Origin of the sequence: Arthrobacter sp. A2-55, from assembly GCF_025548615.1 — a bacterium.
In the GTDB taxonomy this organism is placed as follows: Bacteria; Actinomycetota; Actinomycetes; order Actinomycetales; family Micrococcaceae; genus Specibacter; species Specibacter silviterrae.
This window is the reverse complement of the sequence record NZ_JAJLOZ010000005.1, coordinates 87,292-112,705: the sequence shown is the minus strand read 5'-3', so window position 1 is coordinate 112,705 and position 25,414 is coordinate 87,292. Positions and strand designations below refer to the sequence as shown.

General features: G+C 67.1%; 20 protein-coding genes. 7 read left to right on the top strand and 13 right to left on the bottom strand.

Annotated features, from left to right (window positions below; genetic code table 11):
- Window positions 1-10 precede the first annotated feature (10 nt).
- Genes tsaD through alr form a run of 5 tightly spaced genes read right to left on the bottom strand, consistent with a single transcriptional unit; the run spans window position 11 to window position 4,132 of the window.
- The gene (gene tsaD / locus LPN03_RS03010) at window positions 11-1,102 is read right to left on the bottom strand and encodes a tRNA (adenosine(37)-N6)-threonylcarbamoyltransferase complex transferase subunit TsaD (protein WP_165183420.1); all 1,092 of its coding nucleotides are present in this window, start codon (window positions 1,100-1,102) and stop codon (window positions 11-13) included.
- Window positions 1,099-1,575 (bottom strand): ribosomal protein S18-alanine N-acetyltransferase, encoded by a 477-nt coding sequence (gene rimI, locus LPN03_RS03005; RefSeq protein WP_165183419.1) that lies wholly within the window; start codon window positions 1,573-1,575, stop codon window positions 1,099-1,101. Before rimI ends, tsaD begins: the two co-directional genes overlap by 4 nt.
- 44 nt (window positions 1,576-1,619) lie before the next feature.
- Window positions 1,620-2,357, bottom strand: a complete 738-nt coding sequence (gene tsaB, locus LPN03_RS03000) for a tRNA (adenosine(37)-N6)-threonylcarbamoyltransferase complex dimerization subunit type 1 TsaB (protein ID WP_165183418.1) — start codon at window positions 2,355-2,357, stop codon at window positions 1,620-1,622.
- 9 nt (window positions 2,358-2,366) lie between these two features.
- On the bottom strand, window positions 2,367-2,933 hold the full coding sequence (gene tsaE, locus LPN03_RS02995) for a tRNA (adenosine(37)-N6)-threonylcarbamoyltransferase complex ATPase subunit type 1 TsaE (RefSeq protein WP_165183417.1): 567 nt from the start codon (window positions 2,931-2,933) through the stop codon (window positions 2,367-2,369).
- Window positions 2,933-4,132, bottom strand: coding sequence for an alanine racemase (alr, locus tag LPN03_RS02990; RefSeq protein ID WP_165183416.1), 1,200 nt, complete (start codon window positions 4,130-4,132; stop codon window positions 2,933-2,935). The genes tsaE and alr overlap by 1 nt, the downstream gene beginning before the upstream one ends.
- 147 nt (window positions 4,133-4,279) lie before the next feature.
- Between alr and mshA the strand changes: the two genes are divergently transcribed.
- Window positions 4,280-5,569, top strand: a complete 1,290-nt coding sequence (gene mshA, locus LPN03_RS02985) for a D-inositol-3-phosphate glycosyltransferase (protein WP_165183415.1) — start codon at window positions 4,280-4,282, stop codon at window positions 5,567-5,569.
- A gap of 242 nt (window positions 5,570-5,811) precedes the next feature.
- Complete coding sequence (locus LPN03_RS02980) at window positions 5,812-8,961, top strand: S8 family serine peptidase (protein ID WP_262453076.1); 3,150 nt, start codon at window positions 5,812-5,814, stop codon at window positions 8,959-8,961.
- A 125-nt stretch (window positions 8,962-9,086) separates the two neighbouring features.
- On the opposite strand, the gene LPN03_RS20875 is transcribed toward LPN03_RS02980, so the two are convergent.
- Window positions 9,087-9,641: a hypothetical protein gene (locus tag LPN03_RS20875; RefSeq protein WP_370875212.1), complete on the bottom strand. Its 555-nt coding sequence runs from the start codon at window positions 9,639-9,641 to the stop codon at window positions 9,087-9,089.
- Between the two features lie 193 nt (window positions 9,642-9,834).
- Between LPN03_RS20875 and LPN03_RS02970 the strand changes: the two genes are divergently transcribed.
- Window positions 9,835-11,520, top strand: coding sequence for a glycoside hydrolase family 13 protein (locus tag LPN03_RS02970; RefSeq protein WP_262453075.1), 1,686 nt, complete (start codon window positions 9,835-9,837; stop codon window positions 11,518-11,520).
- 176 nt (window positions 11,521-11,696) lie between these two features.
- On the top strand, window positions 11,697-12,647 hold the full coding sequence (locus LPN03_RS02965) for an endonuclease domain-containing protein (RefSeq protein WP_262453073.1): 951 nt from the start codon (window positions 11,697-11,699) through the stop codon (window positions 12,645-12,647).
- A gap of 150 nt (window positions 12,648-12,797) precedes the next feature.
- Here the strand turns inward: LPN03_RS02965 and LPN03_RS02960 are convergent, their stop codons facing one another.
- The 6 genes from LPN03_RS02960 to glmS all read right to left on the bottom strand — a co-directional run bounded on the left by LPN03_RS02960 (window position 12,798) and on the right by glmS (window position 21,355).
- On the bottom strand, window positions 12,798-13,883 hold the full coding sequence (locus tag LPN03_RS02960) for an inositol-3-phosphate synthase (RefSeq protein WP_165183230.1): 1,086 nt from the start codon (window positions 13,881-13,883) through the stop codon (window positions 12,798-12,800).
- A gap of 149 nt (window positions 13,884-14,032) precedes the next feature.
- On the bottom strand, window positions 14,033-15,070 hold the full coding sequence (mgrA, locus tag LPN03_RS02955) for an L-glyceraldehyde 3-phosphate reductase (RefSeq protein WP_165183231.1): 1,038 nt from the start codon (window positions 15,068-15,070) through the stop codon (window positions 14,033-14,035).
- Window positions 15,071-15,149: 79 nt separating this feature from the next.
- Window positions 15,150-17,255, bottom strand: coding sequence for a glycogen debranching protein GlgX (gene glgX / locus LPN03_RS02950; RefSeq protein ID WP_262453071.1), 2,106 nt, complete (start codon window positions 17,253-17,255; stop codon window positions 15,150-15,152).
- 52 nt (window positions 17,256-17,307) lie between these two features.
- Window positions 17,308-18,963: a bifunctional ADP-dependent NAD(P)H-hydrate dehydratase/NAD(P)H-hydrate epimerase gene (locus LPN03_RS02945; RefSeq protein WP_262453070.1), complete on the bottom strand. Its 1,656-nt coding sequence runs from the start codon at window positions 18,961-18,963 to the stop codon at window positions 17,308-17,310.
- Window position 18,964: 1 nt separating this feature from the next.
- Window positions 18,965-19,312 (bottom strand): holo-ACP synthase, encoded by a 348-nt coding sequence (locus LPN03_RS02940; RefSeq protein ID WP_165183234.1) that lies wholly within the window; start codon window positions 19,310-19,312, stop codon window positions 18,965-18,967.
- Window positions 19,313-19,432: 120 nt separating this feature from the next.
- Window positions 19,433-21,355, bottom strand: coding sequence for a glutamine--fructose-6-phosphate transaminase (isomerizing) (gene glmS / locus LPN03_RS02935; RefSeq protein WP_165183235.1), 1,923 nt, complete (start codon window positions 21,353-21,355; stop codon window positions 19,433-19,435).
- Between the two features lie 142 nt (window positions 21,356-21,497).
- Between glmS and coaA the strand changes: the two genes are divergently transcribed.
- The 3 genes from coaA to mscL all read left to right on the top strand — a co-directional run bounded on the left by coaA (window position 21,498) and on the right by mscL (window position 23,912).
- Window positions 21,498-22,466 carry a type I pantothenate kinase gene (gene coaA, locus LPN03_RS02930; RefSeq protein WP_262453067.1) on the top strand — a complete coding sequence of 323 codons (969 nt, stop codon included), beginning with the start codon at window positions 21,498-21,500 and terminating at the stop codon, window positions 22,464-22,466.
- On the top strand, window positions 22,467-23,447 hold the full coding sequence (locus tag LPN03_RS02925; protein ID WP_262453066.1) for a D-alanyl-D-alanine carboxypeptidase family protein: 981 nt from the start codon (window positions 22,467-22,469) through the stop codon (window positions 23,445-23,447).
- 72 nt (window positions 23,448-23,519) lie between these two features.
- The gene (gene mscL / locus LPN03_RS02920; RefSeq protein WP_165183237.1) at window positions 23,520-23,912 is read left to right on the top strand and encodes a large conductance mechanosensitive channel protein MscL; all 393 of its coding nucleotides are present in this window, start codon (window positions 23,520-23,522) and stop codon (window positions 23,910-23,912) included.
- 121 nt (window positions 23,913-24,033) lie between these two features.
- Here the strand turns inward: mscL and glmM are convergent, their stop codons facing one another.
- Window positions 24,034-25,380 carry a phosphoglucosamine mutase gene (gene glmM / locus LPN03_RS02915; RefSeq protein ID WP_262453064.1) on the bottom strand — a complete coding sequence of 449 codons (1,347 nt, stop codon included), beginning with the start codon at window positions 25,378-25,380 and terminating at the stop codon, window positions 24,034-24,036.
- Window positions 25,381-25,414 lie beyond the last annotated feature (34 nt).

The window sequence follows — 25,414 nt, the reverse complement described above, 5'->3', positions numbered from 1 at the left end:
ACTGTTCGCGCTAGAGGCTGATGCTGCTGACGGGCAGTGAGGAGTCAGGTGCGAAGGCGAGGTCGCTGGGGGCCACGCCGCTCATGACAAGCTGGGCGCCCAGGGCGGCCACCATGGCGCCGTTGTCGGTGCACAGCGAGAACTTTGGCACCAGCAAGGTGATGCCCGCTGCGGCACAACGCAGCTGCGCAAGTTCACGCAGGCGAGAATTGGCCGCCACCCCGCCGCCCAGCAGCACAGTGGTGATGCCATTTTCACGGCAGGCCAGCACCGCCTTGGCCGTGATGACGTCCATCACGGCCTCCTGGAACGACGCCGCCACGTCCGCCACGGGGACCTCCTCGCCCCGGGCCTCATACCCTTCCACGCAGCGGGCCACGGCGGTCTTCAGGCCGGAGAAGGAGAAGTCGTAGCGGTGCGGGCCCGGCTGCTCCGCGGTGCCCATGTACTTGGGGACAGTGAGCCCGCGCGGGAAGCGGATGGCCTTGGCGTTTCCGCTCCGGGCCAGCTTGTCGATGGCCGGCCCGCCCGGGTAGGCCAGCCCCAACAGCCGGGCCACCTTGTCAAAGGCCTCCCCGGCGGCATCGTCAATCGTGGCTCCCAGCAGCTCCACGTCGGAGGCAATGGAGCGCACCCGCAGGATCTCGGTATGGCCGCCGGAGACCAAAAGTGCGCCGAGGTTCGAGGGCAGGGCACCGGCGTCGTGCATGGCGGCGATGGACTCATCCAGCAGCCCCACCCCCACGTGCGCCACCAGGTGGTTGATGGCGTACAGCGGCTTGCCGGTGGCCAGCGCCAGCGCCTTGGCGGCGCTGACCCCCACCATGAGGGCGCCGGCCAGGCCGGGGCCGGTCGTGACGGCGATGGCGTCGACATCCTGCAGCGACACACTGGCGTCGGCGAGCGCCTGTTGCAAAGTGGGCACAAAGGCGTCCAGGTGGGCCCGGGAGGCGATCTCCGGAATGACGCCGCCGAAGCGGATGTGTTCCTCCATGGAGGAGGACACCGTGTTGGCCAGCAGCTCTGTGCCGCGCACCAGCCCCACGCCTGTCTCGTCGCAGGAGGACTCGATGCCCAGGATCAGCGGGTTTTCGTGGTTCATGAAGGGTCCTTCGCATCGGTGCTTGCTGCGGGATCCGGCAGGGTCAGGCGCATGATGAGCCCGTCCGAGCCGTCCCGGTAGTACCGGCGGCGCGTGTGGATGTGTTCAAAGCCGTACCTCCTGTAGAGCCTTTGCGCGCGGGGGTTGTTGGCGCTCACCTCCAGCAGCATGTCGCGGGCGCCACGCCGGGCGGCCTCGCCAATCAGCAGGGCCATCATGGCCCGGGCAATGCCCCGCCCCTCATAGTCGGGCAGCACTCCGATGGTCTGGATATCGCCTGTGGGCGGAACGCACATGAGCCCGGCGTAGCCCACGGTTTTCATGCGTCCGACGCCGTCCGGCACCTCCGCGACGATGTACCGCCGGGTTTCGGGCCGGGACAACTCGTCCTCGAACATGTGCCGGGGCCAGCAGTCCACCCCAAAGAGCCGCGCGTCCAGCTCCGTGATGAAGTCAATGTCCGCCGGGACCATGTCGCGCAGTGTGGCCGGTGGTCCGGCTGCGCGGCCCGCCGCACTCACAACGCCCGCTTCCGCGGCCCGGGCACCTTGGCGTCGGATTCGCGCAGGTACAGCGGTGAGGAGTCCAGGAAGCCGGCGTCCTGCAGCGACCCAGCGGTGGAAATCCGGTGCACAACGGCCTTGCCCAGGTGCAGGGCCGTTGGCTGGGCCTGGGCGAAGGCGGGTTCCACCCGGCACCCGCCAGCTTCCAACACGTCGGCGTACAGCCCCGCCCCTGCGCCAAAGACCTGTCCCCCGGAAATTTCCGACGCAGGCCCCACGTGCGGGCCCTCCAACAGCTCGGCCCCGGCGCTGTACCTGGCCCAATACACTTCCTTGCGGCGGGCGTCAGTGGCGACCACAAAGGCACTCGTGGCCAGGGGCCCCACAGCCCGGCCGGCGTCGTTGTGGCGGGGCGAGTCAAAAACCTGCTGGGCCAGGGCGTCCAGGCTCATCAGGCCGAACAGCGGCACGCCCCAGGTGAAGCTGAGCGTGCGCGCCATGGCGATCCCTGAACGCAGGCCGGTGAAGGGGCCGGGGCCGGTGCCCACCACGATGGCGTCCAGCGCAGGGCCCTCCGTGACGGGGTCGCCAAACAGGGACTTCACCCCCGGGGCCAGCACTTCGGCATGGCTGCGGGTGTCGGCGGTGGCAAAGTTGCCCACCACCTGCAGGGTCCGCACGGGATCCGAGGGTTCGAAGTCCAGCACGGCGGCACTGGCCACGGCGGAGGTGTCAAGGGTCAAAATTCGCACGTGTCCAGCCTAGTCCGTAGTTTTTGCCGGCTGGCCGAGCACCGAAAAGTCGGCGCCGTCCCAACGCGGCCCGATGGCCCGCAGGCGCAGGACCCGCGGTTCGTCGTCGGATTCGTCGTCGGCCCAGTCCTCGGACCAGGCTGCGCCGGAGGCTGGCGCAGCGCCGGAACCCACGGTGCGCAGGAGTGTTATTTCCAGGCGGTTCGCCGCAAGGTGTTCCACCCTGTCGGCGCCCCACTCAACCACGGTGACGGAGGTGTCCATGGTGTTTTCCAGGTCGATGTCGTCAATTTCGGCGGCAGACCCCAGCCTGTAGGCATCCACATGGACCAGGTCCGGTCCGCCCGGGTTCGGGCCCCCGGGCAGGTTCGGGTGGATGCGCACCAGCACGAAGGTGGGCGAAATGATGCCCGGACGCACTCCCAAACTCCGGCCCAGGCCCTGCGTGAACGTGGTTTTCCCCGCGCCCAGCCCGCCCGTGAGGATGATCAGGTCGCCGGCACGGAGCATCCCGGCCAGCCGCTCGGCGAGCTGCTGCGTCTGCTCCGCCGTGGCAGTGGTGAACTCCCACTCCATCAGGCGCCTTCCGGCAGGTCGATGTACGTGCGCGGAACCCGCTGGCTGATGCGGGTGACCACCTCATAGTTGATGGTCCCCGCAGCTTCCGCCCACTGCTCGACCAGGGGGCCGCCGTCGTCTCCGTTGCCAAACAGGACGGCGGCGGCACCCAGCGCGGACCCCGGAACCTCGGCGTCGGCAAAACCGTCGCGGCCGCGGGGGCCGAAGTCAATGACCATCTGGTCCATGGCAATCCGGCCCACCACGGGGTAGGTGGTGCCATTGACGCGCACGGGCCCGCCGGTGGCAACGCGGGGCACCCCGTCGGCATAACCCAGGGGGATCAGGCCAAGGGTGGTGGGCGCATCGGCAACATAGTGCAGGCCGTAGGAGACGCCCTGCCCGGCCGGCACGTCCTTGCACAAGGCAACCCGGGTCTGCAGCGTCATGGCGGGGCGCAGGCCCAGTGCGGCTGAAGTCTGGTCGTCGAAGGGGCTCAGGCCATAGATTCCCAGGCCCACCCGCACCATGTCAAAGTGCGAGTCCGGGCGGGACAGCGTGGCCGGGGTGTTGGCGATGTGGCGCAACTGGAGGTCAGCGCCGGCGTCCTCGGCAATGGCCACGGCCTGCCGGAAGCATTCCAGCTGCTGGTCGGTTTCCGGCCGGTGGGGCTCATCCGCCACGGCCAGGTGGCTGAACACGCCCACCACGCGCAGCAGTCCGTCATCCTGGAAGGCAATGGCGCGGGACACCAGGTCGTCCCAGTCCGCCATGGAACTGCCGTTGCGGCCCAGGCCGGTGTCAATCTTGAGGTGGATTCGCGCCGGCCGCTCCAGTTCGCGGGCGGCGGCGACAATGTGCTCGAGCTCCCAGCCGGAACAGCCCAGGTCGATACCCTGCGCGATCGCGGCGCCAAAGTCCGTTGACGGCGTGTGCAGCCAGGCCAGGACCGGGCCGTCCAGCCCGGCCCCGCGCAGCTGCAGGGCCTCGCTGACGTGGGCCGTGCCGAGCCAGTCGGCCCCGGCAGCCAGGGCGGTGCGGGCCACGGGCAGCATGCCGTGGCCGTAGGCGTCCGCCTTGACCACGGCCATGAACTTCGCCGGCGCCACCATGGACCGCAGGCAGCGGACGTTGTGGAAAATGGCGGGGAGATCGATGATGGCTTGCCGTTCCGGGGCGAAATCGCGGGCCGGTTGCCGGTCTTGGGTGGAGTTCACGTGTTCATTTTAGGCCTTCCCGCGCGGCCGCCGTGCCCGGAAGGCATGAAAGGCGCGGGCGGCAAGTGGTGGCGGCAAGTGGTGGTCGCTTCAAAGCGGTGGAAAGATAGGAGAGTTATATCCACTGCACCGCAAAAGAGGCAATCCGTGCACCAGGTCCGCCGCGTTGCCATGCTCTCACTCCACACCTCGCCGCTGGACCAGCCCGGCGGTGGCGACGCCGGGGGCATGAACGTTTACGTCCACCACCTGGCCCTGGAGCTGGCAGCGGCCGGGATCCTGGTGGACATCTACACCCGCCGCACGGCGGCAGGCCAGCCGGACACGGTGGAGCTGGCACCGTCCGTCCACGTCCACCACATCACCGCCGGCCCGTTCGGCAAGGTGTCCAAGGAGGACCTGCCCGAACTGGTCACGGAAATGGCCGACGCCGTTGCGGACCACGTTGCCTCCCTCACCTCCGGCTCCTCCCGAACCGCCGGCGTCCCGTTCACGGCGGGGATCCCCGCCAACGTGGTCCACTCGCACTACTGGCTCTCCGGAATGGCGGGGATCCTGGTGGCGAAACGGCTGGACCTTCCCTTGGTGCACACCATGCACACCATGGCCCGGGTGAAGAACAAGCACCTGCTGCCCGGCCAAACCGCCGAGCCGGGCATCCGCGAGGACGGCGAACAGCACATTGTGGCCGCCGCAACCCGGCTCATCGCCAACACCACCTCCGAGGCGGCCGAGCTCGAAGGCCATTACGACGGCTGTGAGCAGCGCATCGATGTGGTCTCCCCGGGCGTGGACCTGAAGGTGTTCAAGCCGGCGTTCCGCGACAGGTCGCGGCAGGAACAGGGCATTGGTGCCGAGGAATTCCATGTCGTTTTTGCCGGCCGGCTGCAACGGCTCAAGGGCCCGCATGTGTTGGTGAAGGCCGCGGCCGTCCTCCGCCGGGAGCGTCCCGACATTCCGCTGCGCCTGACGTTCCTGGGCGCACGCAGCGGCAGGGACAATTACGATCTGGCCGCCATGCTCGACGACGCCGGCCTGACGGGTGCCGCCGTCGTCCTTCCCCCCGTGGGACCGGCGGAACTGGCCGGCTGGTACAGAAGCGCCGATGTCGTGGCGGTGCCCTCAGCCAGCGAGTCCTTCGGCCTCGTGGCACTGGAGGCGCAGGCCTGCGGCACGCCGGTCATCGCCACCAACGTGGGCGGGCTACCCCGCGCTGTCAGCGACGGGCGGACCGGCCTGCTGGTGGACGGGCGGACGGCCGCACTGTGGGCTGAGGCCATCGCCTCGCTGCACGACTTCCCGCAAACCCGTGCCGACATGGGCCGTGCCGCCTCGGTGCATGCGGAGGGCTTCGGTTGGGAAAACACCGCGGCGCAAACCATGGCCAGCTATGACCTGGCCCTGACGTACCAATACACGGCCCCTCCGGGCTGCTGACGGCGCGGGCATAAGCCCCGCCGGCCGGGGCCCCGTGTTTTAGGGCACTGGCGCAAAAACGTTTCTGTGCCCTTTGTCACAAATGTCAAACGACCCGGTAGGGTATGTCAGATGGCTGCCTCGGCAGGGAAAGTGCACCCAACCATCACTCTGGGTTTCCCTCCGGCCAGCCTTTGTTGCACCCTCCAGGCAACGAAGCCGGGGGGAGTTTTCGTTGAAAGGTTCACAGCACCATGAATCAAATGGGGAGAACACTGTTTCGAAGCCCGGGGATGCGGAGGGCTGTCGCACTGTGCGCCGGCCTGCCACTGCTCCTGGGCACCATGGGGGCACTGCCGGCCTCGGCCAGCCCGGGCCAGGCGGCCGCGCCCACCAGCACCCAAAAGGACATCAATCCGCTGGACTACCAGGCAGGGCGCTACATTGTGGTCCTGACTGAGCAGCCCGCTGCCATGTACGACGGCGGCACGGCCGGCCTGGCGCCCACCAAGCCGAAGCCGGGGCACAAGCTCGACGCCAATAGGCCGGAGGTGAAGAAATACCAGGCACACCTGCAAAACAAGCAGGCGGCCGTCGCCAAGACGGAAAATGTCACGGTCAAGCGCACGTTCACGGCCGCCATCAACGGCTTCTCCGCCGAACTCTCGGCTGAACAGGCCCTGGGTCTCGCCAAGGACCCCAACGTCCTGGCCGTGGCGCCCGACACGGAAAACGCGCCCGACTACTCCAGCACCGACTTCCTGGGCCTAAGCGGCCAGAACGGCAGCTGGAACACGGCATTCGGCGGACAGGACCAGGCCGGGAAGGGCGTTGTCGTGGGCGTCATCGACACCGGCTACACGCCGTCGAGCCCGTTCTTCGCAGGCGAGGCCGTCAAGCCACTGACGGGTGCCCCGCAAGTCGGCGTCCCCTACCGGACCGGGGACGGCAAGATCGCCATGCTCAAGGCCAATGGCGAGACCTTTACCGGCGAATGCCAAAAGGGCGTGGGCACGGGAGCCGCGTTTGACGGCACCGCGTGCAACTCCAAGGTGCTCAGCGCCCACTACTTTGCCGACGACTTCCTGAAGTACGTGCCGCCGGCCAACCGCGCCCCGCAGGAGGTCATTTCCCCCGTGGACGTGGCCAGCCACGGCACGCACACGGCCAGCACGGCCGCCGGCAATGCCAACATCAGCGCCTCCATCGGCGGCCGCAACATGGGAATCACCGGCGGCGTGGCCCCGGCCGCCAAGCTCTCCATTTACAAGGTCTGCTGGGAAGACAACGACCCCAACACGGGCGGATGCTACTCTTCCGCGTCCGTTGCGGCCGTCAACCAGGCCATCCTGGACGGTGTGGACGTGCTGAACTACTCCATCTCCGGCAGCACCTCCACCACCACTGACCCGGTGTCGCTGGCCTTCCTGTCCGCGACCTCCGCCGGCATCTTTGTGGCCGCTTCGGCAGGCAACTCCGGCCCCACGGCCGGCACCGTCAACCACGGCGCCCCCTGGGTGACCACGGTGGCCGCCATCTCCTTCTCCTCCGAGCTGCAGGGCACGGCGGAATTCTCCGACGGCACCAAGTTCCGCGGCGCCAGCATGATGGCGCACGGCGTGGCCCCCAGCCACGTGGTCCTGGCGGCAACGGCTGCCGCGGCGGGCGCTGCCACCCCTGAACTGTGCGGCCCCAATTCACTGGATGCCGCCAAGGTCGCAGGCAAGGTGGTGGTGTGCGACCGCGGCGTGTTTGACCGTGTCGCCAAGAGCGCCGAGGTCAAGCGTGCCGGCGGCGTGGGCATGATCCTCGCCAACGTCACGTCCTCCTCCGAGGACGTGGACCTGCATTCAGTGCCCACGGTCCACGTCAACCCGCCGGCAACGCAGCTCATCAAGGACAAGGTCACGGCGAACCCGGACATCCTGGTTTCCCTGGTGGACAGGGACACCACGGGCCTCCCCGTGGACCCGCAGCCCCAGGTTGCCGGTTTCTCCTCCCGCGGGCCGCTGGGTGCCACGGGTTCGGACCTGCTCAAGCCCGATGTCGCCGCCCCCGGCGTGGCCGTGCTGGCCGGCGTGTCGCCCATCGCTTCTGGCGGCGACCAGTTCGGCATGATGTCCGGAACGTCCATGGCATCCCCGCATGTGGCCGGCTTTGCCGCGCTTCTCATGGCGAAGAACCCGGGCTGGTCACCGGCCGTGGTCAAGTCCGCCATGATGACGACGGCGGGCGCCGTGGTCAATGCCGACGGCAGCAGGAACACCGATGTGTTTGCCACCGGTGCCGGCCAGGCCGCCGTCGCCAAGGCCCTGAACCCAGGGTTTGTCTTTGATGCCGGAGACGTCGATTACCTCAAGTTCATCCAGGGCACCGGAATCGACTTGGGCATCCCCGGGCTTGGCAGCACCGCGCCCCGGGACATGAACCTGCCGTCCTTTGCCGTGGGCAGCCTGGCCGGGAAGGTCACCGTAACCCGCACGGTCACGGCCCTCACACCCGGGATGTACAAGGCCACCGCCAATGTTCCCGGCGTCGATGTCAAGGTGGTGCCGTCCTCGCTGAACTTTGCCAAGGCCGGCCAGCAGCGCGAATTCAAGGTCACCTTTGAAAACGTGAACGCGGCCCTCGGCGAGTTTGCCATGGGCGGCATTTCCTGGCAGGGACCGGGCACCACCGTGACCTCACCCGTTGCCGTCCGGCCGCTGCCTGCCCTGGTGGCCCCGGAGCTCGCATTCACGTCGGGGTCCGGCACCGGCAGCGCCAAGATCCCGGTGGTCTCGGGCAGCAACTCGCCCGTGGCATTGACCCTGGACGGCCTGTCCAAGGCCGACTCCACGGCCATTGAGCTGGTTCCCGGCCCACTGGTCACCGTGCCGAACAAGTCCAACTTCCTGAAGGAAGTGAAGGTTCCTGCGGGCACCACGCTGGCCAAGTTCCAGGTGCTGTCTTCGGATCCGACGGCGGACTACGACATGGTGGTGTTCAACCCGGCCGGAAGCTACTACGACGTCCGTACGGGTTCCTCCAGCGAGTCGCTTTCACTGCGCAACCCGCAGCCGGGAACGTACACCATCCTGGCCAACCTGTACTCCAGCACGGGCGGGGCGCCTGTCAAGGCAACCGTTGACGCCGCTGTGCTGGGCGGCAGCGTGGGCAACGCCTCGGTGTCGCCGAACCCGTTGCAGCTGGCCAATGGCAAGCCGGGCGATGTGACGCTTAGTTGGACGGGCCTCGCCCCGGGTTCCTACCTGGGCCGGGTTTCCTTCGGCGACACGGGAACCCAGACGTTTGTCTCCGTGATCATCACCGACGGCGGCGCCGCCGTCGTTCCTGAGAACGGCAAGACAGGCGGGGCGGACAAACCGGGCAAGCCCAAGGGCGCAGCCCCGGGCGCAGGCCTGCGCCTCTAGTCAGCTAATCCCAACTCGGCCGCGGTAGCTGCCGTTTTGAGGTAGGGGGGTGGCTGTTGCCATTCGCTCCCGGTGCGCCGGCGGCGAATGGCAGCAGCCACCCCCTTGTCCGTTTCGAATGCGGCCTAGACGGCGCCCGTGCCTCCGGCCAGGGCGCCGAGCAGCGGGGCCAGGGCCTGCCAGCGCGCAATCTCGCAGCCGTCGGTCCGCGTGAAAGTGGAGTGGACAGCGCGGCCTCCGAACCAGCCCGTGACAACGGCCACCTGCGGTCCGCCGTATTGCTGCGTGCAGGCGCGCGGAGGTCCCGGGACGGGGAAGAAAATGTCGGTGCCGTGGAGCCTGACGGCGGCGAGCGCGGCTGCAGGATCCGGCAGCGTGGACCCGCCGGACACCGTGGTTCCCTCCGCGAGCAGGCGAAAATGGTGCACCGGGGCGCCCGGGGCTTCCGTGAGGGAAATGGACAGGTCTACGGCGTCGGGAGAATGCGAGGCGCCCGAGCTGCTCGACGCATCAGGGGCGCCCGAGCTGTCAGGGGCGCCCGCCGGGCCCGGCGGAGTGAGCTGGCCGCACGCCGTGACGGCGGTCAACACGGTCATGAGCAGGACGGCCGAGGCAATGCGAACGTGGCCTTTCACGGCTGGCCCGTGGCGGAAATGTGGACGGCCTGGCCGCTTGATCATCACCAACTCCTCGCGTTCCTGCCATGCTATCCCACGGCCCTGCCGCCCCGCCTGGACCGCGGTTCCGGCAACTGTTGGTATCCTCACCAGTAGGTGCGGGCGGCGGCTCGCCGGGCCGTCGGCGCCCGTGCTGCCGTGCAGCTGCCCGCCCGGCCCAGTGGCCTTGTGCCAGTGATGAGAGGATCCACGCATCATGACAACCCCCAGCCTGCCCAGCCCGGACGCCCAGTGGTGGCGCCAGGCCGCCGTCTACCAGATCTACCCGAGGTCCTTCTCCGATGCCAACGGCGACGGCATGGGCGACCTTCCCGGCGTCACGGCCCGCATGGGATACCTCTCGGCCCTGGGCATCGACGCCATCTGGCTGAGCCCCTTCTACCCCTCGGCACTGGCCGACGGCGGCTACGACGTCGACGACTACCGCAATGTTGATCCCCGGCTGGGCTCCCTTGACGACTTTGGGGCCATGGTCGCTGCCGCCCACGACGCCGGCATCCGGGTCATCGTGGACGTGGTCCCGAACCACAGTTCCAACCGGCACGAATGGTTCAAGGCCGCCCTTGCCGCCGCCCCCGGTTCCCCCGAGCGTGCCAGGTACCACTTCCTCGACGGGCTCGGGGACCGCGGCGAGCTGCCGCCGTCGGACTGGCCGTCCCACTTTGGCGGCGCCGCCTGGACACGCGTGGTGGAGCAGGCGGGGCCGGGCGCAGGCAAGCCCGGCCAGTGGTACCTGCACCTGTTCGCCACGGAACAGCCGGACTTCAACTGGGACCATCCCGAGGTCCGCGAAGACTTCCACACCACGCTGCGGTTCTGGGCGGACCGCGGGGTGGACGGTTTCCGCGTGGACGTGGCGCACGGCCTGGCCAAGGACATGTCCCTGCCGCTGCGTTCCAAGCCGGAGCTGGAAATCCTGGTCGACGACGGCTCCGATCCCCTCTTTGACCGCGACGCCGTCCACGAAATCTTCGCCGGCTGGCGTGGCGTCCTCAATGAATATGATCCGCCGAAGGCCGCCGTGGCCGAGGCCTGGGTGCCGTTCACCGACCGGCGGCTGAAGTACGCCCGCCCCTCGGAGTTGGGCCAGGCCTTCAATTTCGACCTGCTCCAGGCGCCCTTCAATGCCGTCGAATTCCGCTCCATTGCCGAGAAGTGCCTGTCCGAGGCCGCGTCCTCCGGCGCCTCCTCGACCTGGGTGTTCTCCAACCACGACGTCGTCCGCCATCCCTCCCGCTATGCCTTGCCCGACGGCAGCACCCTTGCGGACCTGGAGGCCTGGCTGATGGCCGACGGCGCCGCTCCCGTCCCCGATCTGGCGCAGGGTTTGCGCAGGGCCCGGGCCGCAACGCTCTTCATGTTGGGGCTGCCCGGTTCCGCGTACCTGTACCAGGGCGAGGAACTGGGGCTTTTTGAGGTCGCGGACCTGCCCAAGGAGTCCCTGCAGGATCCGACCTGGTTCCGCACGGGACACAAGGTCAAGGGGCGCGACGGCTGCCGGGTTCCGCTGCCGTGGGATGCCGCACAGGCAAACCTGGGCTTCGGCGGCACCCCGTGGCTGCCCCAGCCGGCCTGGTTTGCTTCCCTGGCAGCTGCCGGGCAGGACGGCGTGGCCGGGTCCACCCTGGAAATGTACCGCTCCGCGCTGGCCTGGCGGCGGAAGCTGCAGGCGGAAGAATCCTTGGAATGGCTCAGCGAGCCCGGCGCCGAGGTGGTGCATTACCGGCGCCCGAACGGCTGGGAGGTGCTGAGCAACTTTGCCGCCACGCCCGCCCCGCTGCCTTCCGGCGTCGACCTCGCCAAGGTGGTCCTCACCTCCGGTGACCCAGCAGGGACGGGAGCAACGATCGCAGCAGAAACAACCCTCTGGCTCGCCCCCTAAAACCCGACGCTCGGTTGCAATCGGGGCACTTTTCCCCGACGCTCGGTTGCAACCGGGGCACATTTTCCCAACGCTCCCGCACTGTCCGCCGTCGCTCCGTGCCGGAACAACTGTGAAGCGCCCCGGCCTGTGGATAACTTCCGGTGCGGTATTTGATTGACGGACATAATGTAGGAATGGACACGCCAGCTGACCACCCGATTCCTAACTCGCCCTTCACTCTCAGCGAGGCCGAATCAATGGGTTTCACCAGGGACAAGCTCCGGGGAGCAAATTTCGCGGGTGCCGGGTATGGACTGTACCGGCCCACTTCGTGGGAGTTCACACTGCCCGAAGCGGCCCGGGCGCTCTGCGCGGCCACGCCCGGTGCGTGGATCTCCCATACGACGGCGGCACAATTGCACGGGCTGATCCTCCCACCCTGGTTGGAGGATTCAACGGAACTGCACCTGAGCAAGCCCCGAAAACTGCCCGAAACCCGTCGAAAGGGCATTACAGGGCACACGCTGCTCGCGTTCGAGGACGAAATCGAAACGGTTGACGGCCTGGCGGTGAGCACCCGCGCCCGGACATGGCTGGATTTGGCCCGCGTCCTGCCCCTGCCCAACCTCGTCTGCATGGGCGACCAGCTCATCCGCATCCCCCGCATCGTCTTTGAAGGGCGCAGCGAACCGTACGTCACAATTGCGTCGCTGCGGAACATGATGGCCAGGCACGGAAATTTGCAGGGCATCGTGCGCGCCAGGGCGGCACTTGAATTGATGCGCGTGGGCTCCGATTCCGGGCCCGAAACCATGCTTCGCCTGGCCATGCTCGACGCCGGACTGCCAGAACCGGAATTGCAACTGGCCTTGTGGTCCACCCCGAATGCGCCGTCCGCCGACCTCGGCTACCGGAAACGGCGGATCGCCATCCAGTACGACGGCGGAACCCACAACGATGAGTTGCAGGCCAATAGCGACGCGCGTCGAAACGCGGCGTTCCGCAATGCGGGCTGGGACGTGCTCATTTTTGACAGGGGCCACCTCGCCGACGGTTTCGACAGCGCAGTCCGGCAGATTAAGGCGGCCATGCGACGTGCATGGACCGACCCTGCCGTCGTAGCCGGATTCGCGGCCTCCGGCTGACCGGGACACACTAAAGGGCGGACGCTCCCGCACAAAAGTGCAGGAGCGTCCGCCCTTTTACGCCCATTTGCAACCGAGCGTCGGGGAAAAGTGCCCCGTTTGCAACCGAGGGTCGGGGAAAAGTGCCCCGTTTGCAACCGAGGGTCGGTTTTAGCGCTCGATGTCGCCGCGGATGAACGCTTCCACCAGCTGGTGGGCGTCGTCGTCGTTGTGCTGGACCGGCGGGGACTTCATGAAGTAGCTGGCGGCGGAGAGGATGGGTCCGCCAATGCCGCGGTCCAGCGCGATCTTCGCGGCACGGATCGCGTCGATGATCACCCCGGCCGAGTTCGGCGAGTCCCACACCTCCAGCTTGTACTCCAGCGACACCGGCGCGTCGCCAAAGTTGCGGCCCTCGAGGCGGACAAACGCCCACTTCCTGTCATCCAGCCACGCGACGTAGTCGGACGGGCCAATGTGGACGTCGTCGGCTGCCAGCACCGCTGAGGTGTTGGACGTGACGGCCTGGGTCTTGGAAATCTTCTTGGACTCGAGGCGGTCGCGCTCCAGCATGTTCTTGAAGTCCATGTTCCCGCCAACGTTGAGCTGGTAGGTGCGGTCCAGGACCACGCCGCGGTCCTCAAACAGCTTGGCCATGACGCGGTGCGTGATGGTGGCGCCCAGCTGGCTCTTGATGTCGTCGCCGATGATCGGCACCCCGGCCTCGGTGAACTTGTCCGCCCATTCCTTGGTGCCGGCGATGAAGACCGGCAATGCGTTGACAAATGCGACGCCGGCGTCGATGGCGCACTGCGCGTAGAACTTGGCGGCGGCATCGGAACCCACCGGCAGGTAGCACACCAGGACGTCAACCTTGAGGTCCTGGAGCGTGGCCACCACGTCCACCGGTTCGGCGTCGGATTCGACGATGGTTTCGCGGTAGTACTTGCCGAGGCCGTCCAAGGTGTGGCCGCGCAGCACGGGCACGTCCAGCGGCGGCACATCGGCTAGCTTGATGGTGTTGTTTTCACTGGCACCGATGGCGTCGGACAAATCCAGCCCCACCTTCTTGCTGTCCACGTCGAAAGCGGCAACGAAGGTGACGTCATTGACATGGTACGGGCCGAACTCGACATGCATCAGGCCCGGAACCTTGACGGTGGGATCGGCATCGCGGTAGTACTGGACGCCCTGGACCAACGATGAGGCGCAGTTTCCCACGCCGACTATGGCAACCCGAATTGGATGATTGGACACAGAACTCCTTCTAAAATTCACAAGGGCATGGCGCCCCAATGGCGCCTACGGACCATTCTAGTCAACGCCTCCTGCGCCTAAATTGTTCCTTTTGGGCAGGATTGTCTCGTCAAAATGTCACATTCGAGGCGCCATTGGGGGATTCTTCGCTACTTTTGGGCCCATCTGTTGATGTCAGACTCCACAGCAAACTGATCGATTGCCTTCAGCTCTTCCCCAGCGAAGGCCAGGTTGTTGATGGCGGCCACGTTGTTTTCCAGCTGCTTGACACTTGAGGCTCCCACAAGGGCGGAGGTGACGGGGCTGCCCTTGACCTGCTCGCGCAGGATCCACGCAATGGCCATCTGTGCCAGCGACTGCCCGCGCGAGGCCGCAATATCGTTGAGCGCCCTCACGCGGGCCATCTTGTCCTCGGTGAGGTCGTTCTCGTGCAGGAAGCGCTCCTTGGCGGCGCGGGAATCGGCCGGAACTCCGTTGAGGTACCTGTCTGTCAACATGCCCTGTGCGAGAGGTGAGAAGGCAATGGAGCCCGCGCCGACGGCGTCGAGGGCTTCATATAGGTTCGGCTCGCCGTTTTCCGTCCAGCGGTTGAGCATGGAGTAGGACGGCTGGTGGATGAGCAGGGGCGTGCCCATCTCCTTCAGGATGCGCGCGGCCTCCAGCGTCTGGGCGGGCGTGTAGGAGGAAATGCCTGCGTACAGTGCCTTTCCGGAGCGCACCGCCGTGTCGAGGGCGCCCATGGTCTCCTCCATCGGCGTCTCTGGGTCCGGGCGGTGGCTGTAAAAGATGTCCACGTAGTCCACGCCCATGCGGTCCAGGGAGGCATCCAGGCTGGAGAGCATGTACTTGCGGGAGCCCCACTCCCCGTACGGGCCGGGCCACATGTAGTAGCCGGCCTTGGTGGAAATGACCAGCTCGTCCCGGTGTGCGGCAAAGTCGTCCTTGAAGTGGCGGCCAAAGTTGGTTTCGGCGCTGCCATCCGGCGGACCGTAGTTGTTGGCCAGGTCAAAATGGGTGACACCCAGGTCAAAGGCGCGGCGCAAAATGGCGCGCTGGACCTCGAACGGCTTGTCGTCCCCAAAGTTGTGCCACAGTCCCAGCGAGACGGCGGGCAGTTTCAGTCCACTGCGGCCGACTCGGCGGTAGGGCATGGTTTCATAGCGGTTTTCCGCGGCGTGAAAAGTCATGCCTCCATCCTGCCATCTGGATCCGGCCCGCCACGGCCATGTGGGTGGCCCTCCCAGACACCCCCACACCCCCCAGAAGCTAGCTTCGCCCGGGCGCCCTCAGCACCAGCGTGGACCGGGCGGCGAGCGCCACCACGTTACCGGCCGTGAAAGTGTCGGCGCTGACTCCGTCGGTGTGGATCTCCACCACCCACGTCTCGGCGTAGCCGCTGTCCGGCAGGGTAAAATCCACGGGGTCGTCCCCCGCGTTGAAAAGCATCAGGAAGGAGTCGTCCACCACTGGCCGGCCCCGGTCATCGCATTCGGGCAGGCCGTCGCCGTTGAGGAACACGCCGATGCTGCGCCCAAATCCGCTGTCCCAGTCCGCGCCGGTCATGGCCGCCGCGTCGGGGCGCAGCCAGGCAATGTCCGGCAGGGCGCCGTCGTCCCCGCGCTCCACGGGTCGCCCGTCAAAGAAACGACGACGGCGGAACACGGGGTGGCCTGCCCGCAGCCTGGCCAGTTGCGCCACAAATTCCACCAGCCCCGTGTCGGCTGCGTCCCAGTTGATCCACGTGAGGGCCGAATCCTGGGCATATGCGTTGTTGTTGCCGTGCTGCGTCCGGCCCAGCTCATCCCCGTGCAGGATCATTGGCACGCCCTGGGACAGCAGCAGCGTGGTGAGGAAGTTTCGCTGCTGCCTGGCGCGCAGGGCGTTCACGGCAGGATCCTCCGTGGGCCCCTCCACGCCGAGGTTCCAGGAGCGGTTGTTGGATTCGCCGTCCCGGTTCTCCTCCCCGTTCGCCTCGTTGTGCTTGTCGTTGTAGCTGACCAGGTCCGCCAGGGTGAAGCCGTCATGGGCGGTGACGAAGTTGATGGACGCCACGGGGCGCCGGCCGGAATGTTCGTAGAGGTCGGAGGAGCCGGTCAGCCGGGAGGCAAACTCGCCCAGGGTGGCCGATTCGCCGCGCCAAAAGTCGCGCACGGTGTCCCGGAACTTGCCGTTCCATTCCGTCCACTGCGGCGGGAAATTGCCCACCTGGTAGCCGCCCGGACCCAGGTCCCATGGCTCCGCAATGAGCTTCACGCGCGAAACCACCGGGTCCTGCTGCACCATTTCGAAGAAGCTGGAGAGCTTGTCGACGTCGTAAAATTCGCGGGCCAGGGTGGCGGCCAGGTCAAAGCGGAAGCCGTCCACGTGCATCTCGGTCACCCAGTACCGAAGGGAATCCATGATCAGTTGCAGCGAGTGCGGCTGGCGGACGTTGAGGGAGTTCCCGGTGCCCGTGTAGTCCAGGTAGTGCTCCTTGTCCCCGTCCATCAGCCGGTAGTACGCGTCATTGTCGATGCCGCGGAAGGAAAGCGTGGGGCCAAGGTGGTTGCCTTCGGCCGTGTGGTTGTAGACCACGTCAAGGATCACTTCCAGCCCGTTGCGGTGCAGTTCCCTGACCATCCCCTTGAACTCGCGCACCTGATCGCAGGGGTCCGCGGTCGAAGCGTATTCATTGTGCGGGGCAAAGAAGCCGATGGTGTTGTAGCCCCAATAGTTCCGCAGGCCCTTGGCGGCAAGCGAGTCATCTTGCACAAATTGGTGCACCGGCATGAGTTCGACGGCGGTCACGCCCAGGTTTTTGAGGTGGGCCACCACGGCGGGGTGGGCCACGGCGGCATAGCTGCCGCGCTGGTGTTCCGGGACGTCCGGGTGGAGCTTGCTGAGCCCCTTGACGTGGGCCTCATAGATGACGCTCTGGTGGTACGGGGTGTCGGGGCCGGCATCGCCCTGCCAGTCAAAGCCGGCATCCACCACCACGGACCGGTAGGTGTGCGACGCGGAATCGTCGTCATTGCGGGTGAGTGGTTCGCCAAACTGGTAGGCGTACACCGGCTGGCCCCACGTGACCGCGCCCGCAATGGCCCGTGCATACGGATCCAGCAGCAATTTGTTGGCGTTGAAACGCAGTCCGTTGGCCGGGTCCCAGGGCCCGTCCACGCGGTAGCCGTAGTGCTGCCCAGGCCCCACGCCGGGAAGGTAGCCGTGCCAGACGTAGCCGTCCACCTCAGTCAGCTGCAGGCGGGTTTCCGTGCCGTCGGCGTCAAACAGGCACAGGTGGACCGCCTCCGCCCCGTCGCTGAACAAGGCAAAGTTGGTGCCGTTTGCGTCCGCGTGGGCGCCCAGCGGGTGGGGGCTGCCTGGCCAAAGTTCCACGTGCTCTCCTCATGTTGCCGTTGCTTGCCAAAAACTGATCTGTGGCCCGGATTCACCCGAGCAGTGCGGCCCAGACCACCGGAATCCGGGCCGCCAGGACCCCTGCGCTCAGGGGCTGCCCGGGGGCCTCACGGGCCAGCCTGCCATGCAGGGCGGCGCCGAGAACGGCGGTCCGTGCCAGGTCCGGCTCCCCCGGGCCGCCGCCGGCTGCGCCCATGGCAAGCAGCGCCACCAGGATGCCTCCCAGCGTGTCCCCGCTGCCGGCTGTGGCCAACGACGCCGTTCCGTCGGCTTGGGTGAATGCGGTTCCGTTGGGTGCCGCCACCGCCGTGGTGGGCCCCTTGAGCAGTACCGTGGCGCCCGTGATCCTGGCCGCCTCGCGGGCGGCTGCCAGCGGCGCGGCCTCGATGGCTTCCCGCCCCATGGGCGTCCCCAGCCTGGCGAGCAGGGCGGACAGCTCGCCGGCATGCGGGGTCAGGAGCAGATTGGACTGGCCGCCTGCATGGGAGGGGTCCCCCAAGCGTCCGGATGCCGCGGGCCCGGGCTGGTTCAAGGCCGCATGGGCTGCCCGGCCCACCAGGCCCAGCGCGCCGGCGTCCACCACGGTGGGCAGCCCTGACGCGATCGCCGCACGGGCACGGTCCAGTTGCTCTCCGGGGCCGTCAATGCCCGGGCCGGCAAGCCAGGCCTGCACGTGCAGTTCGCCCGGCTGTTGCGCCGAGCACACCACCTCGGGGTTGCGCAGGTGCACAGCCGCGGAGACGGCGCCGTCGCCAAGGTAGGTGACCATGCCGGGCCCGCAGGCGGACGCTGCGGCAACCGCCAGCAGCGCCGCACCGGGGTAGCGGGCGGAGCCGGCAATGATCCCTGCCACCCCCCGCGTGTATTTGTGGGCCGCAGCCTCCGGATGCGGGAGCAGCGCAGTTAGGTCGGCGGTTTCCAGCCGGCACACGTCCGGGGGGCCGGGCATCTTGCCCAGGCCGATGTCCACCACTTCCACCTCGCCGCACAGCTGCTCCCCCGGCGAACACAGCAGGCCCGTCTTGGCGGCCCCGAATGTCACAGTGAGACGTGCTGCCAGCACCGGCCCGTGCACTTCGCCCGTGCTGACGTCAACGCCGCTGGGCACATCGCACGCCACCACTGATGGCCCCGCGCCGCCCATCGTTATTTCGCACAATCGTGCCACCACACTGGCTGCAGGTTCCCGCAGGCCGCCACGGCCGCCCGTGCCCAGCAATCCGTCCACGACGATGTCGGCCGCGCTCGCCTCGGCAAGAAAGGCCAGCCGGCCATCCGCCTCCGGCGCAGGAGCAGCGCCCCCGGGACCCGTATCCTTGGACGCCGTCCCAACCGAGGCAGCCGCTGGCACCGGAGCCGCGGACAGTCTCATAACCCTGCCCCCGGCTTTGAGGAACGCGGCCAGCGCGTCGGGGTGGGTGCGCGCGGTGGTGAGCAGCGCCGTCGTCCGGGCCCCGCCTGCAGCCAGGTGCGCGCCGGCGAAGAGTGCATCCCCTCCGTTGTTGCCGGAGCCGATCAGCAGCACCACCCGGGCGCCGTACACCCCCTGCCCCCGCTCCCGCAGGACTCGCCGCACCCCCATTGCCAGGCCGTGGGCGGCGCGGATCATCAGCTCGGGCCCTAGTCCGGCGTCAAGCAGCGGTTGTTCCGCGGCCCGGACGGCGGCGGCGGTGTAGGCGCGCAGCACGTCAGCTCTCGGCGATCACCATGGCTGTGGAGATGCCGCCGTCGTGGCTCATGGACAGGTGCCAGTGCCGGATTCCCTTGGCCTTGGCGACGGCGGCCACGGTGCCCTTGACGTTGATGGTGGGACCGTGTTCGTCCAGGCCGATCCAGCAGTCCTGCCAGTTCATGCCGGCCGGGGCACCGAGCGCCTTGGCCACGGACTCCTTGGCGGCGAAGCGGGCGGCCAGCGACTGCGTGTTCAGCCCGCGCTCGGCCGGCACAAACAGCCTGTCGCGCAGCCCCGGGGTGCGTTCGAGCTGGCGGCCAAAGCGTTCAATGTCAACAACGTCCACACCAATGCCAATAATCATGTCCCCAGCCTAACCAAAAATGCCGCCGCTCCCGCCTTTTGTCGCCGCAATAGCGGTGGCAAAAAGCGGGAGCGGCGGCAAAAACCTTCGGCGGCCCGGCGGGCGGCCGGGCGCCACGGACTACTCGACGGTGACGGACTTGGCCAGGTTGCGCGGCTGGTCCACGTCGTAGCCCTTCGCGGTGGCCAGCTCGCAGGCGAAGATCTGCAGGGGGACGGTGGCCAGCAGGGGCGCGAGCAGCGTGGTTGTTTCCGGGATGTAGAAGACGTGCTCGGCGTGGGCGCGCACCGATTCGTCGCCCTCTTCGGCAATGACGATGGTCTTCGCGCCGCGGGCCCGGACTTCCTGGATGTTGGAGACCACCTTGGCGTGGAGCGAGTCGCGGCCGCGGGGCGAGGGGACCACCACAAACACCGGCTGCCCTTCCTCAATCAGGGCAATGGGCCCGTGCTTGAGCTCACCGGCGGCAAAGCCCTCAGCGTGGATGTAGGCCAGCTCCTTCAGCTTCAGGGCGCCTTCCATGGCCACCGGGAAGCCCACGTGGCGGCCCAAAAACAGCACGGAGCGGGCGTCCGACATGCTGCGGGCCAGGTCCTTGATCTGCTGGTCGTTGTCCAGGACCTGGGCGATCTTCGCCGGCACCTTGGCCAGGTCGGCCAGGATGTCCTTGATCTGGCCCTGGAACAGGTTGCCGCGCAACTGTGCCAAATACAAGCCGAGCAGGTAGGCGGCCGTGATCTGGGCCAGGAACGCCTTGGTGGAGGCGACGGCGATCTCCGGTCCGGCGTGGGTGTACAGCACGGCATCGGATTCGCGCGGGATGGTGGAGCCGTTGGTGTTGCAGATGGCCACCGTCTTGGCCCCCTGCTCCCGGGCGTAGCGGACGGCCATGAGCGTGTCCATGGTCTCGCCGGACTGGGACAGGGAAACGATGAGCGTCTTTTCATCGACAATCGGATCCCGGTAGCGGAACTCGTGGGAGAGTTCCACTTCGGTGGGGATGCGGCACCAGTGTTCAATGGCGTACTTGGCCACCTGGCCGGCATAGGCGGACGTGCCGCAGGCCAGCACGATGATCTTGTTCACGGTCTTCAGGACATCGGCGTCAATGCGCATTTCGTCCAGCGTCAGCTTGCCGTCAATGTCGGAGCGGCCCAGCAGGGTTGCGGCAACGGCTTCGGGCTGGTCGTGGATCTCTTTTTCCATGAAGGACGGGTAGCCGTCCTTTTCCGCCGCGGCGGCGTCCCAGTCGACCAGGTATTCCTTGCCCTCGGCAGGCTGGCCGTGGAAGTCGGTGATGTCCACGGTGCCGGCCGTAATGGTGACCACCTGGTCCTGGCCCAGCTCCACGGCGCGGCGCGTGTAGTCAATGAACCCGGACACGTCCGAGCCCAGGAAGTTCTCGCCGTCGCCCAGTCCCACCACGAGGGGCGAGTTGCGGCGCGCGGCCACCACCACGCCCGGCTGCTCGGCGTGCGTGGCGAGGATGGTGAAGGCGCCCTCCAGGCGCTGGGCCGCCAGCTGCATGGCCCGGGTCAATGCGGACTGGGCATCCTTGGCACCCAGCGCGGCCCCCGCCGTCGTGGTCAATTTCCGGTAAATGCTGCCGAGCAGCACGGCGGCCACCTCGGTGTCGGTGTCGGAGATGAAGCTGTAGCCCTGCTTGAGCAGCTCGGCCTTCAGGGGTGCGTAGTTCTCAATGATGCCGTTGTGGATCACGGCCAGCTGGCCTCCGTCCACCACGTGCGGGTGTGCGTTCTTGTCGGTGGGCCCGCCATGGGTTGCCCAGCGGGTGTGGCCAATCCCGGTCATGGAGCTGGGCAGCGGGTTGGCCTCCAGCTCGGCGGTCAGGTTGGCCAGCTTGCCGGCCTTCTTGCGCATGGCAATGCCGCCGTCGGCCACCACGGCCACGCCTGCGGAGTCATAGCCGCGGTATTCGAGCCGCCGCAGCCCCTCCATCAGCACATCCAGTGCCTGGTGCGAGCCTGTTCCCGACGTTCCAATGGCCGGGGCAGTTCCGGCATAGCCAACAATTCCACACATGAAAACCAATCATAATCGCTTGCCAATGGGCAGGACGTTCTACCTCCTACCCCAAAGGCGGCCCCAAAAACTGCGCGGCGGTGCCCCGCCCTGGCGGCCGGGCCATTTCGTGCTGAACCGCAAACAAGGCAGAATCAGGGTTGTGACATCGCAAAGATCCGAGTCCAGCACTGGCGAAGGCGCCTCCCCGTTCGTGGAACTGGATCGCCAGACCTGGTCAAGGCTTGCCAACCAGATAGAGCAGCCCCTCAACGAAGAGGACATCCTGCGGCTCCGCGGTCTGGGTGACCAACTTAACATGAGGGAGGTCCGCGATGTCTACCTCCCCCTGTCCCGGCTGCTGAACCTGTACGTGGGCGCCGCCGGCCACCTGCACAACGCCACCACCACATTCCTGGGCGAGCACGGCAAGCGCACCCCGTTCGTCATTGGCGTGGCGGGGTCCGTGGCTGTGGGGAAATCCACCACTGCCCGCGTGCTGCGTGAGATGCTGCGCCGGTGGCCCGACACCCCCAACGTGGAACTGGTGACCACAGACGGTTTCCTGTACCCCAACGCCGAGCTGGAGCGCCGGGGGCTCATGGCGCGCAAGGGCTTCCCCGAGTCCTACGACCGCCGTTCCCTGCTGCGCTTTGTCAGTGCCGTCAAGAGCGGCGCCGAGGAGGTCAGGGCGCCCATGTATTCGCACCTGACGTACGACATCCTCCCGCACAAGCAGGTGGTGGTCCGGCGCCCCGACGTGCTCATCGTGGAGGGGCTCAACGTCCTGGCCGCCGCCCGCCCCCGCCAGGACGGCCGCTCTGGGCTGGCCGTGAGCGACTTCTTCGACTTCTCCATCTACGTTGACGCCAAGACCCGCTACATCGAACAGTGGTACATCGACCGCTTCCGCTCACTGCGCACGGGCGCGTTCGCCAACCCGGAGTCCTACTTCCGCCGCTACGCCGACCTCTCCGACACCCAGGCCGTGGAAACGGCAACCCGGATCTGGAAATCGATCAATGAGCCCAACCTGCTCCAAAACGTGCTCCCCACCCGGGGCCGGGCACAGCTGGTGCTCACCAAGGAATCCGACCACTCGATCCGCCGGATGCTCCTAAGGAAGGTGTAGATGCCGCTGCTTGGCTTCCACCAGGCCCGCAGGGCTCCCCTATCCCGGTGGCAGCGGACGGTGCAGGCCCTGTCCTGGCCGCGCCCGGGCGGCATGCTGCTCTCCGCGGCCGGCGCCGCAGTGGTGTTGGCCGCCGCGGTGGGCGTGCAGTCCGCCTACCCTTTCCAAAGCACGACGGCGGCGCCCGCCCAGCGCTCCCCCGAACCTGCCGCTGTGGCCGGGAACGGGCCGGCGTCAGGCGCACCGCCTGTCCTGCCCACGGCGGCAGCCGGGCTGGCCGCCCACGCCGGGACACCGCCGTCGTCCATCCCCGGCGGCGCACCCACCACTGCCGCACCCGTGCCCCCGGTCGCGTCGGGGCCCCAGGCCGCCGCCGTGCACAACATGTCCAATCCCGCCAGCGTGCTGGTGCTGGTCAACAAGCACCACCCGCTGAACCCGCTGGACTACCAGCCGCCGGACCTGGTGACACCCAACGTCCCGGCGGGCCCAGGTGAGCTGGTCCTGTTGCGCCGGGAGGCGGCCGCCGCCGTGGAACGCATGTTTGCCGCGGCCGGCAGCAATGGAGTGTCCATCACTGTTCAAAGCAGCTACAGGTCCTATGCCACGCAAGTGTCCCTCTACGGCAGCTATGTGGCCCAAAAAGGGCAGGAGTCCGCAGACACCTCCTCCGCCCGGCCCGGTTATTCCGAGCACCAGACGGGCCTGGCCCTGGACATAGGCGACGCCAACGTTGGGGCCGACTGTGAATTCACGATTTGCGTGGAGGAAACAGCTGCCGGGCGCTGGGTGGCCGCCCATGCGGCGGACTACGGCTTCGTGGTCCGCTACCCGCCAGGCCTGCAGGCCGTCACCGGGTACCTGTACGAGCCCTGGCACCTGCGCTATGTGGGCACGGCAGCCGCCCTGGACATGCGCGCCCGCGGCATCCCCACCTATGAGCAATACCTCGGCCTGCAGGGAGCGCCCGGCTACAAATAACGACGGGGACACGAAATAATATTAATTTAACGTCTGCAGCCCCATTCGGAATATCTGAGGTATTTTGGTGGCATGTTAAAGGGATTCAGAGATTTCATCATGAAGGGCAACGTCGTAGACCTTGCCGTCGCCGTCGTCATGGGTACCGCATTCGGTGCAGTCGTCAACTCACTCGTAGCCAACATACTCATGCCGCTTATTGCAGCACTTTTTGGTTCCCCCAATTTCGACAGCTTTGCCCTCGTTACCCTCAACGGTAACGCGATCAAGTTCGGTGTGTTCCTCACCGTGCTTGTGAACTTCATCCTGGTTGCCGCCGCCATTTACTTTGCAGTGGTCGTCCCGATGAACCACATCATTGCCCGCCGCAATGCCAAGCTCGGCATTACGGAAGAAGAAGCCGCCGAGGATCCGCAGATCGTCCTCCTGACCGAAATCCGCGATTCGCTCCGATCGCGCCAATAGGCTCCACATTCCCTAACATCCACTGAGGGCGGCAACTCCACCGGAGTTGCCGCCCTCACGTCCTTAAAGTTGTGCCGCGATCAGCCGATCTTTGGGATCCGCCGATCCCCGCGTAGCGGTCCTAAAGCGCCAATTCGGTGCGCACCACGGTGACCAGCTCGTCACAAATGCGCTTGGCCGTGTCAACGTCCGCGGCTTCCACCATGACCCGTACCAGCGGCTCCGTGCCCGAGGGGCGCAGCAGCACACGGCCGCTCTCGCCCAGCTCGGCCTCGGCCTTGGCCACGGCCGCCTTGACGGCAGGCACAATGTTCGCCCGGCTCTTGTCCACGCCTTTGACGTTGACCATCACCTGGGGCAGCTTGGTCATGGCACGGACCAGCTCCTGAAGGGGCTTGCCGGTCTTGGCAACCTGCGCGGCGAGCTGCAGGCCGGTCAGCAGCCCGTCTCCCGTGGTGGCGTACTCGGAGAAAATAACGTGGCCGGACTGCTCGCCGCCGAGCGTGTAGTTGCCGCGGCGCATTTCCTCCAGCACGTACCTGTCACCCACGGCGGTTTCCCGGACCGTGATGCCGGCGTCGCGGAGGGCGATCTTCAGGCCCAGGTTGCTCATCACGGTGGCCACCAGGACATTGTCCTTCAGCTCCCCGGCTTCCTTTTGGGCCAGGGCCAGCACAGCCATGATCTGGTCGCCGTCGATGATGTTGCCGTCGTGGTCCACGGCCAGGCAGCGGTCGGCGTCGCCGTCGTGCGCTATGCCAAGGTCTGCCCCGGTGGACAGCACGGTTGCCTGCAGCAGTTCCAGGTGGGTGGACCCCACCCCGGCATTGATGTTCAGCCCGTCCGGTTCCGCACCGATGACCGTGACGTGGGCGCCGGCGTCGGTAAAGACCTGGGGGGAACAGCCGCTGGCGGCACCATTGGCGCAGTCCAGCACAATCTTCAGCCCGTCCAGCCTGTGCGGCAGCGTGCCGAGCAGGTGCACGATGTAGCGGTCCTCGGCGTCGGAGAAACGCTGGATCCGTCCCACGTCCACGCCCACCGGACGGAAGGCGTCCTGTTGGAGCTGTGACTCAATGGCGTCCTCAACGTCATCCGGCAGCTTGGTGCCGCCGCGGGCGAAGAACTTGATTCCATTGTCCGGGGCGGGGTTGTGCGAGGCGGAAATCATCACGCCAAAGTCTGCGCCAAGATCGGCGATCAGGAAGGCCGTGGCCGGTGTGGGCAGCACGCCTGCGTCATAGACGTCCACGCCGGCGCTGGCGAGGCCCGCCGCGACTGCCGCACCGATGAATTCGCCGCTGGCGCGAGGGTCCCGCGCCAGCACTGCCCGTGGCCGTTTGCCCTCGCTCATCTGATCGTGGCCGAGCACCACCGCGGCGGCCTGGGCCAGCGATAATGCGAGTTCTGCCGTCAGGAGGCCATTGGCCAATCCGCGGACACCGTCTGTTCCAAATAATCTAGACATCCCGCCCAGTCTAAATCATGCAACTGGGAAAGCC

Coding starts and splice junctions, on each gene's coding strand:
- mgrA (WP_165183231.1), bottom strand. CDS start 15,070: ATGACTTTTCACGCCGCGGAAAACCGCTATGAAACCATGCCCTACCGC.
- glmS (WP_165183235.1), bottom strand. CDS start 21,355: ATGTGTGGAATTGTTGGCTATGCCGGAACTGCCCCGGCCATTGGAACG.
- LPN03_RS02980 (WP_262453076.1), top strand. CDS start 5,812: ATGGGGAGAACACTGTTTCGAAGCCCGGGGATGCGGAGGGCTGTCGCA.
- LPN03_RS02925 (WP_262453066.1), top strand. CDS start 22,467: ATGCCGCTGCTTGGCTTCCACCAGGCCCGCAGGGCTCCCCTATCCCGG.
- rimI (WP_165183419.1), bottom strand. CDS start 1,575: ATGGTCCCGGCGGACATTGACTTCATCACGGAGCTGGACGCGCGGCTC.
- LPN03_RS02940 (WP_165183234.1), bottom strand. CDS start 19,312: ATGATTATTGGCATTGGTGTGGACGTTGTTGACATTGAACGCTTTGGC.
- tsaD (WP_165183420.1), bottom strand. CDS start 1,102: ATGAACCACGAAAACCCGCTGATCCTGGGCATCGAGTCCTCCTGCGAC.
- LPN03_RS20875 (WP_370875212.1), bottom strand. CDS start 9,641: ATGATCAAGCGGCCAGGCCGTCCACATTTCCGCCACGGGCCAGCCGTG.
- mscL (WP_165183237.1), top strand. CDS start 23,520: ATGTTAAAGGGATTCAGAGATTTCATCATGAAGGGCAACGTCGTAGAC.
- LPN03_RS02965 (WP_262453073.1), top strand. CDS start 11,697: ATGGACACGCCAGCTGACCACCCGATTCCTAACTCGCCCTTCACTCTC.
- glmM (WP_262453064.1), bottom strand. CDS start 25,380: ATGTCTAGATTATTTGGAACAGACGGTGTCCGCGGATTGGCCAATGGC.
- tsaE (WP_165183417.1), bottom strand. CDS start 2,933: ATGGAGTGGGAGTTCACCACTGCCACGGCGGAGCAGACGCAGCAGCTC.
- LPN03_RS02970 (WP_262453075.1), top strand. CDS start 9,835: ATGACAACCCCCAGCCTGCCCAGCCCGGACGCCCAGTGGTGGCGCCAG.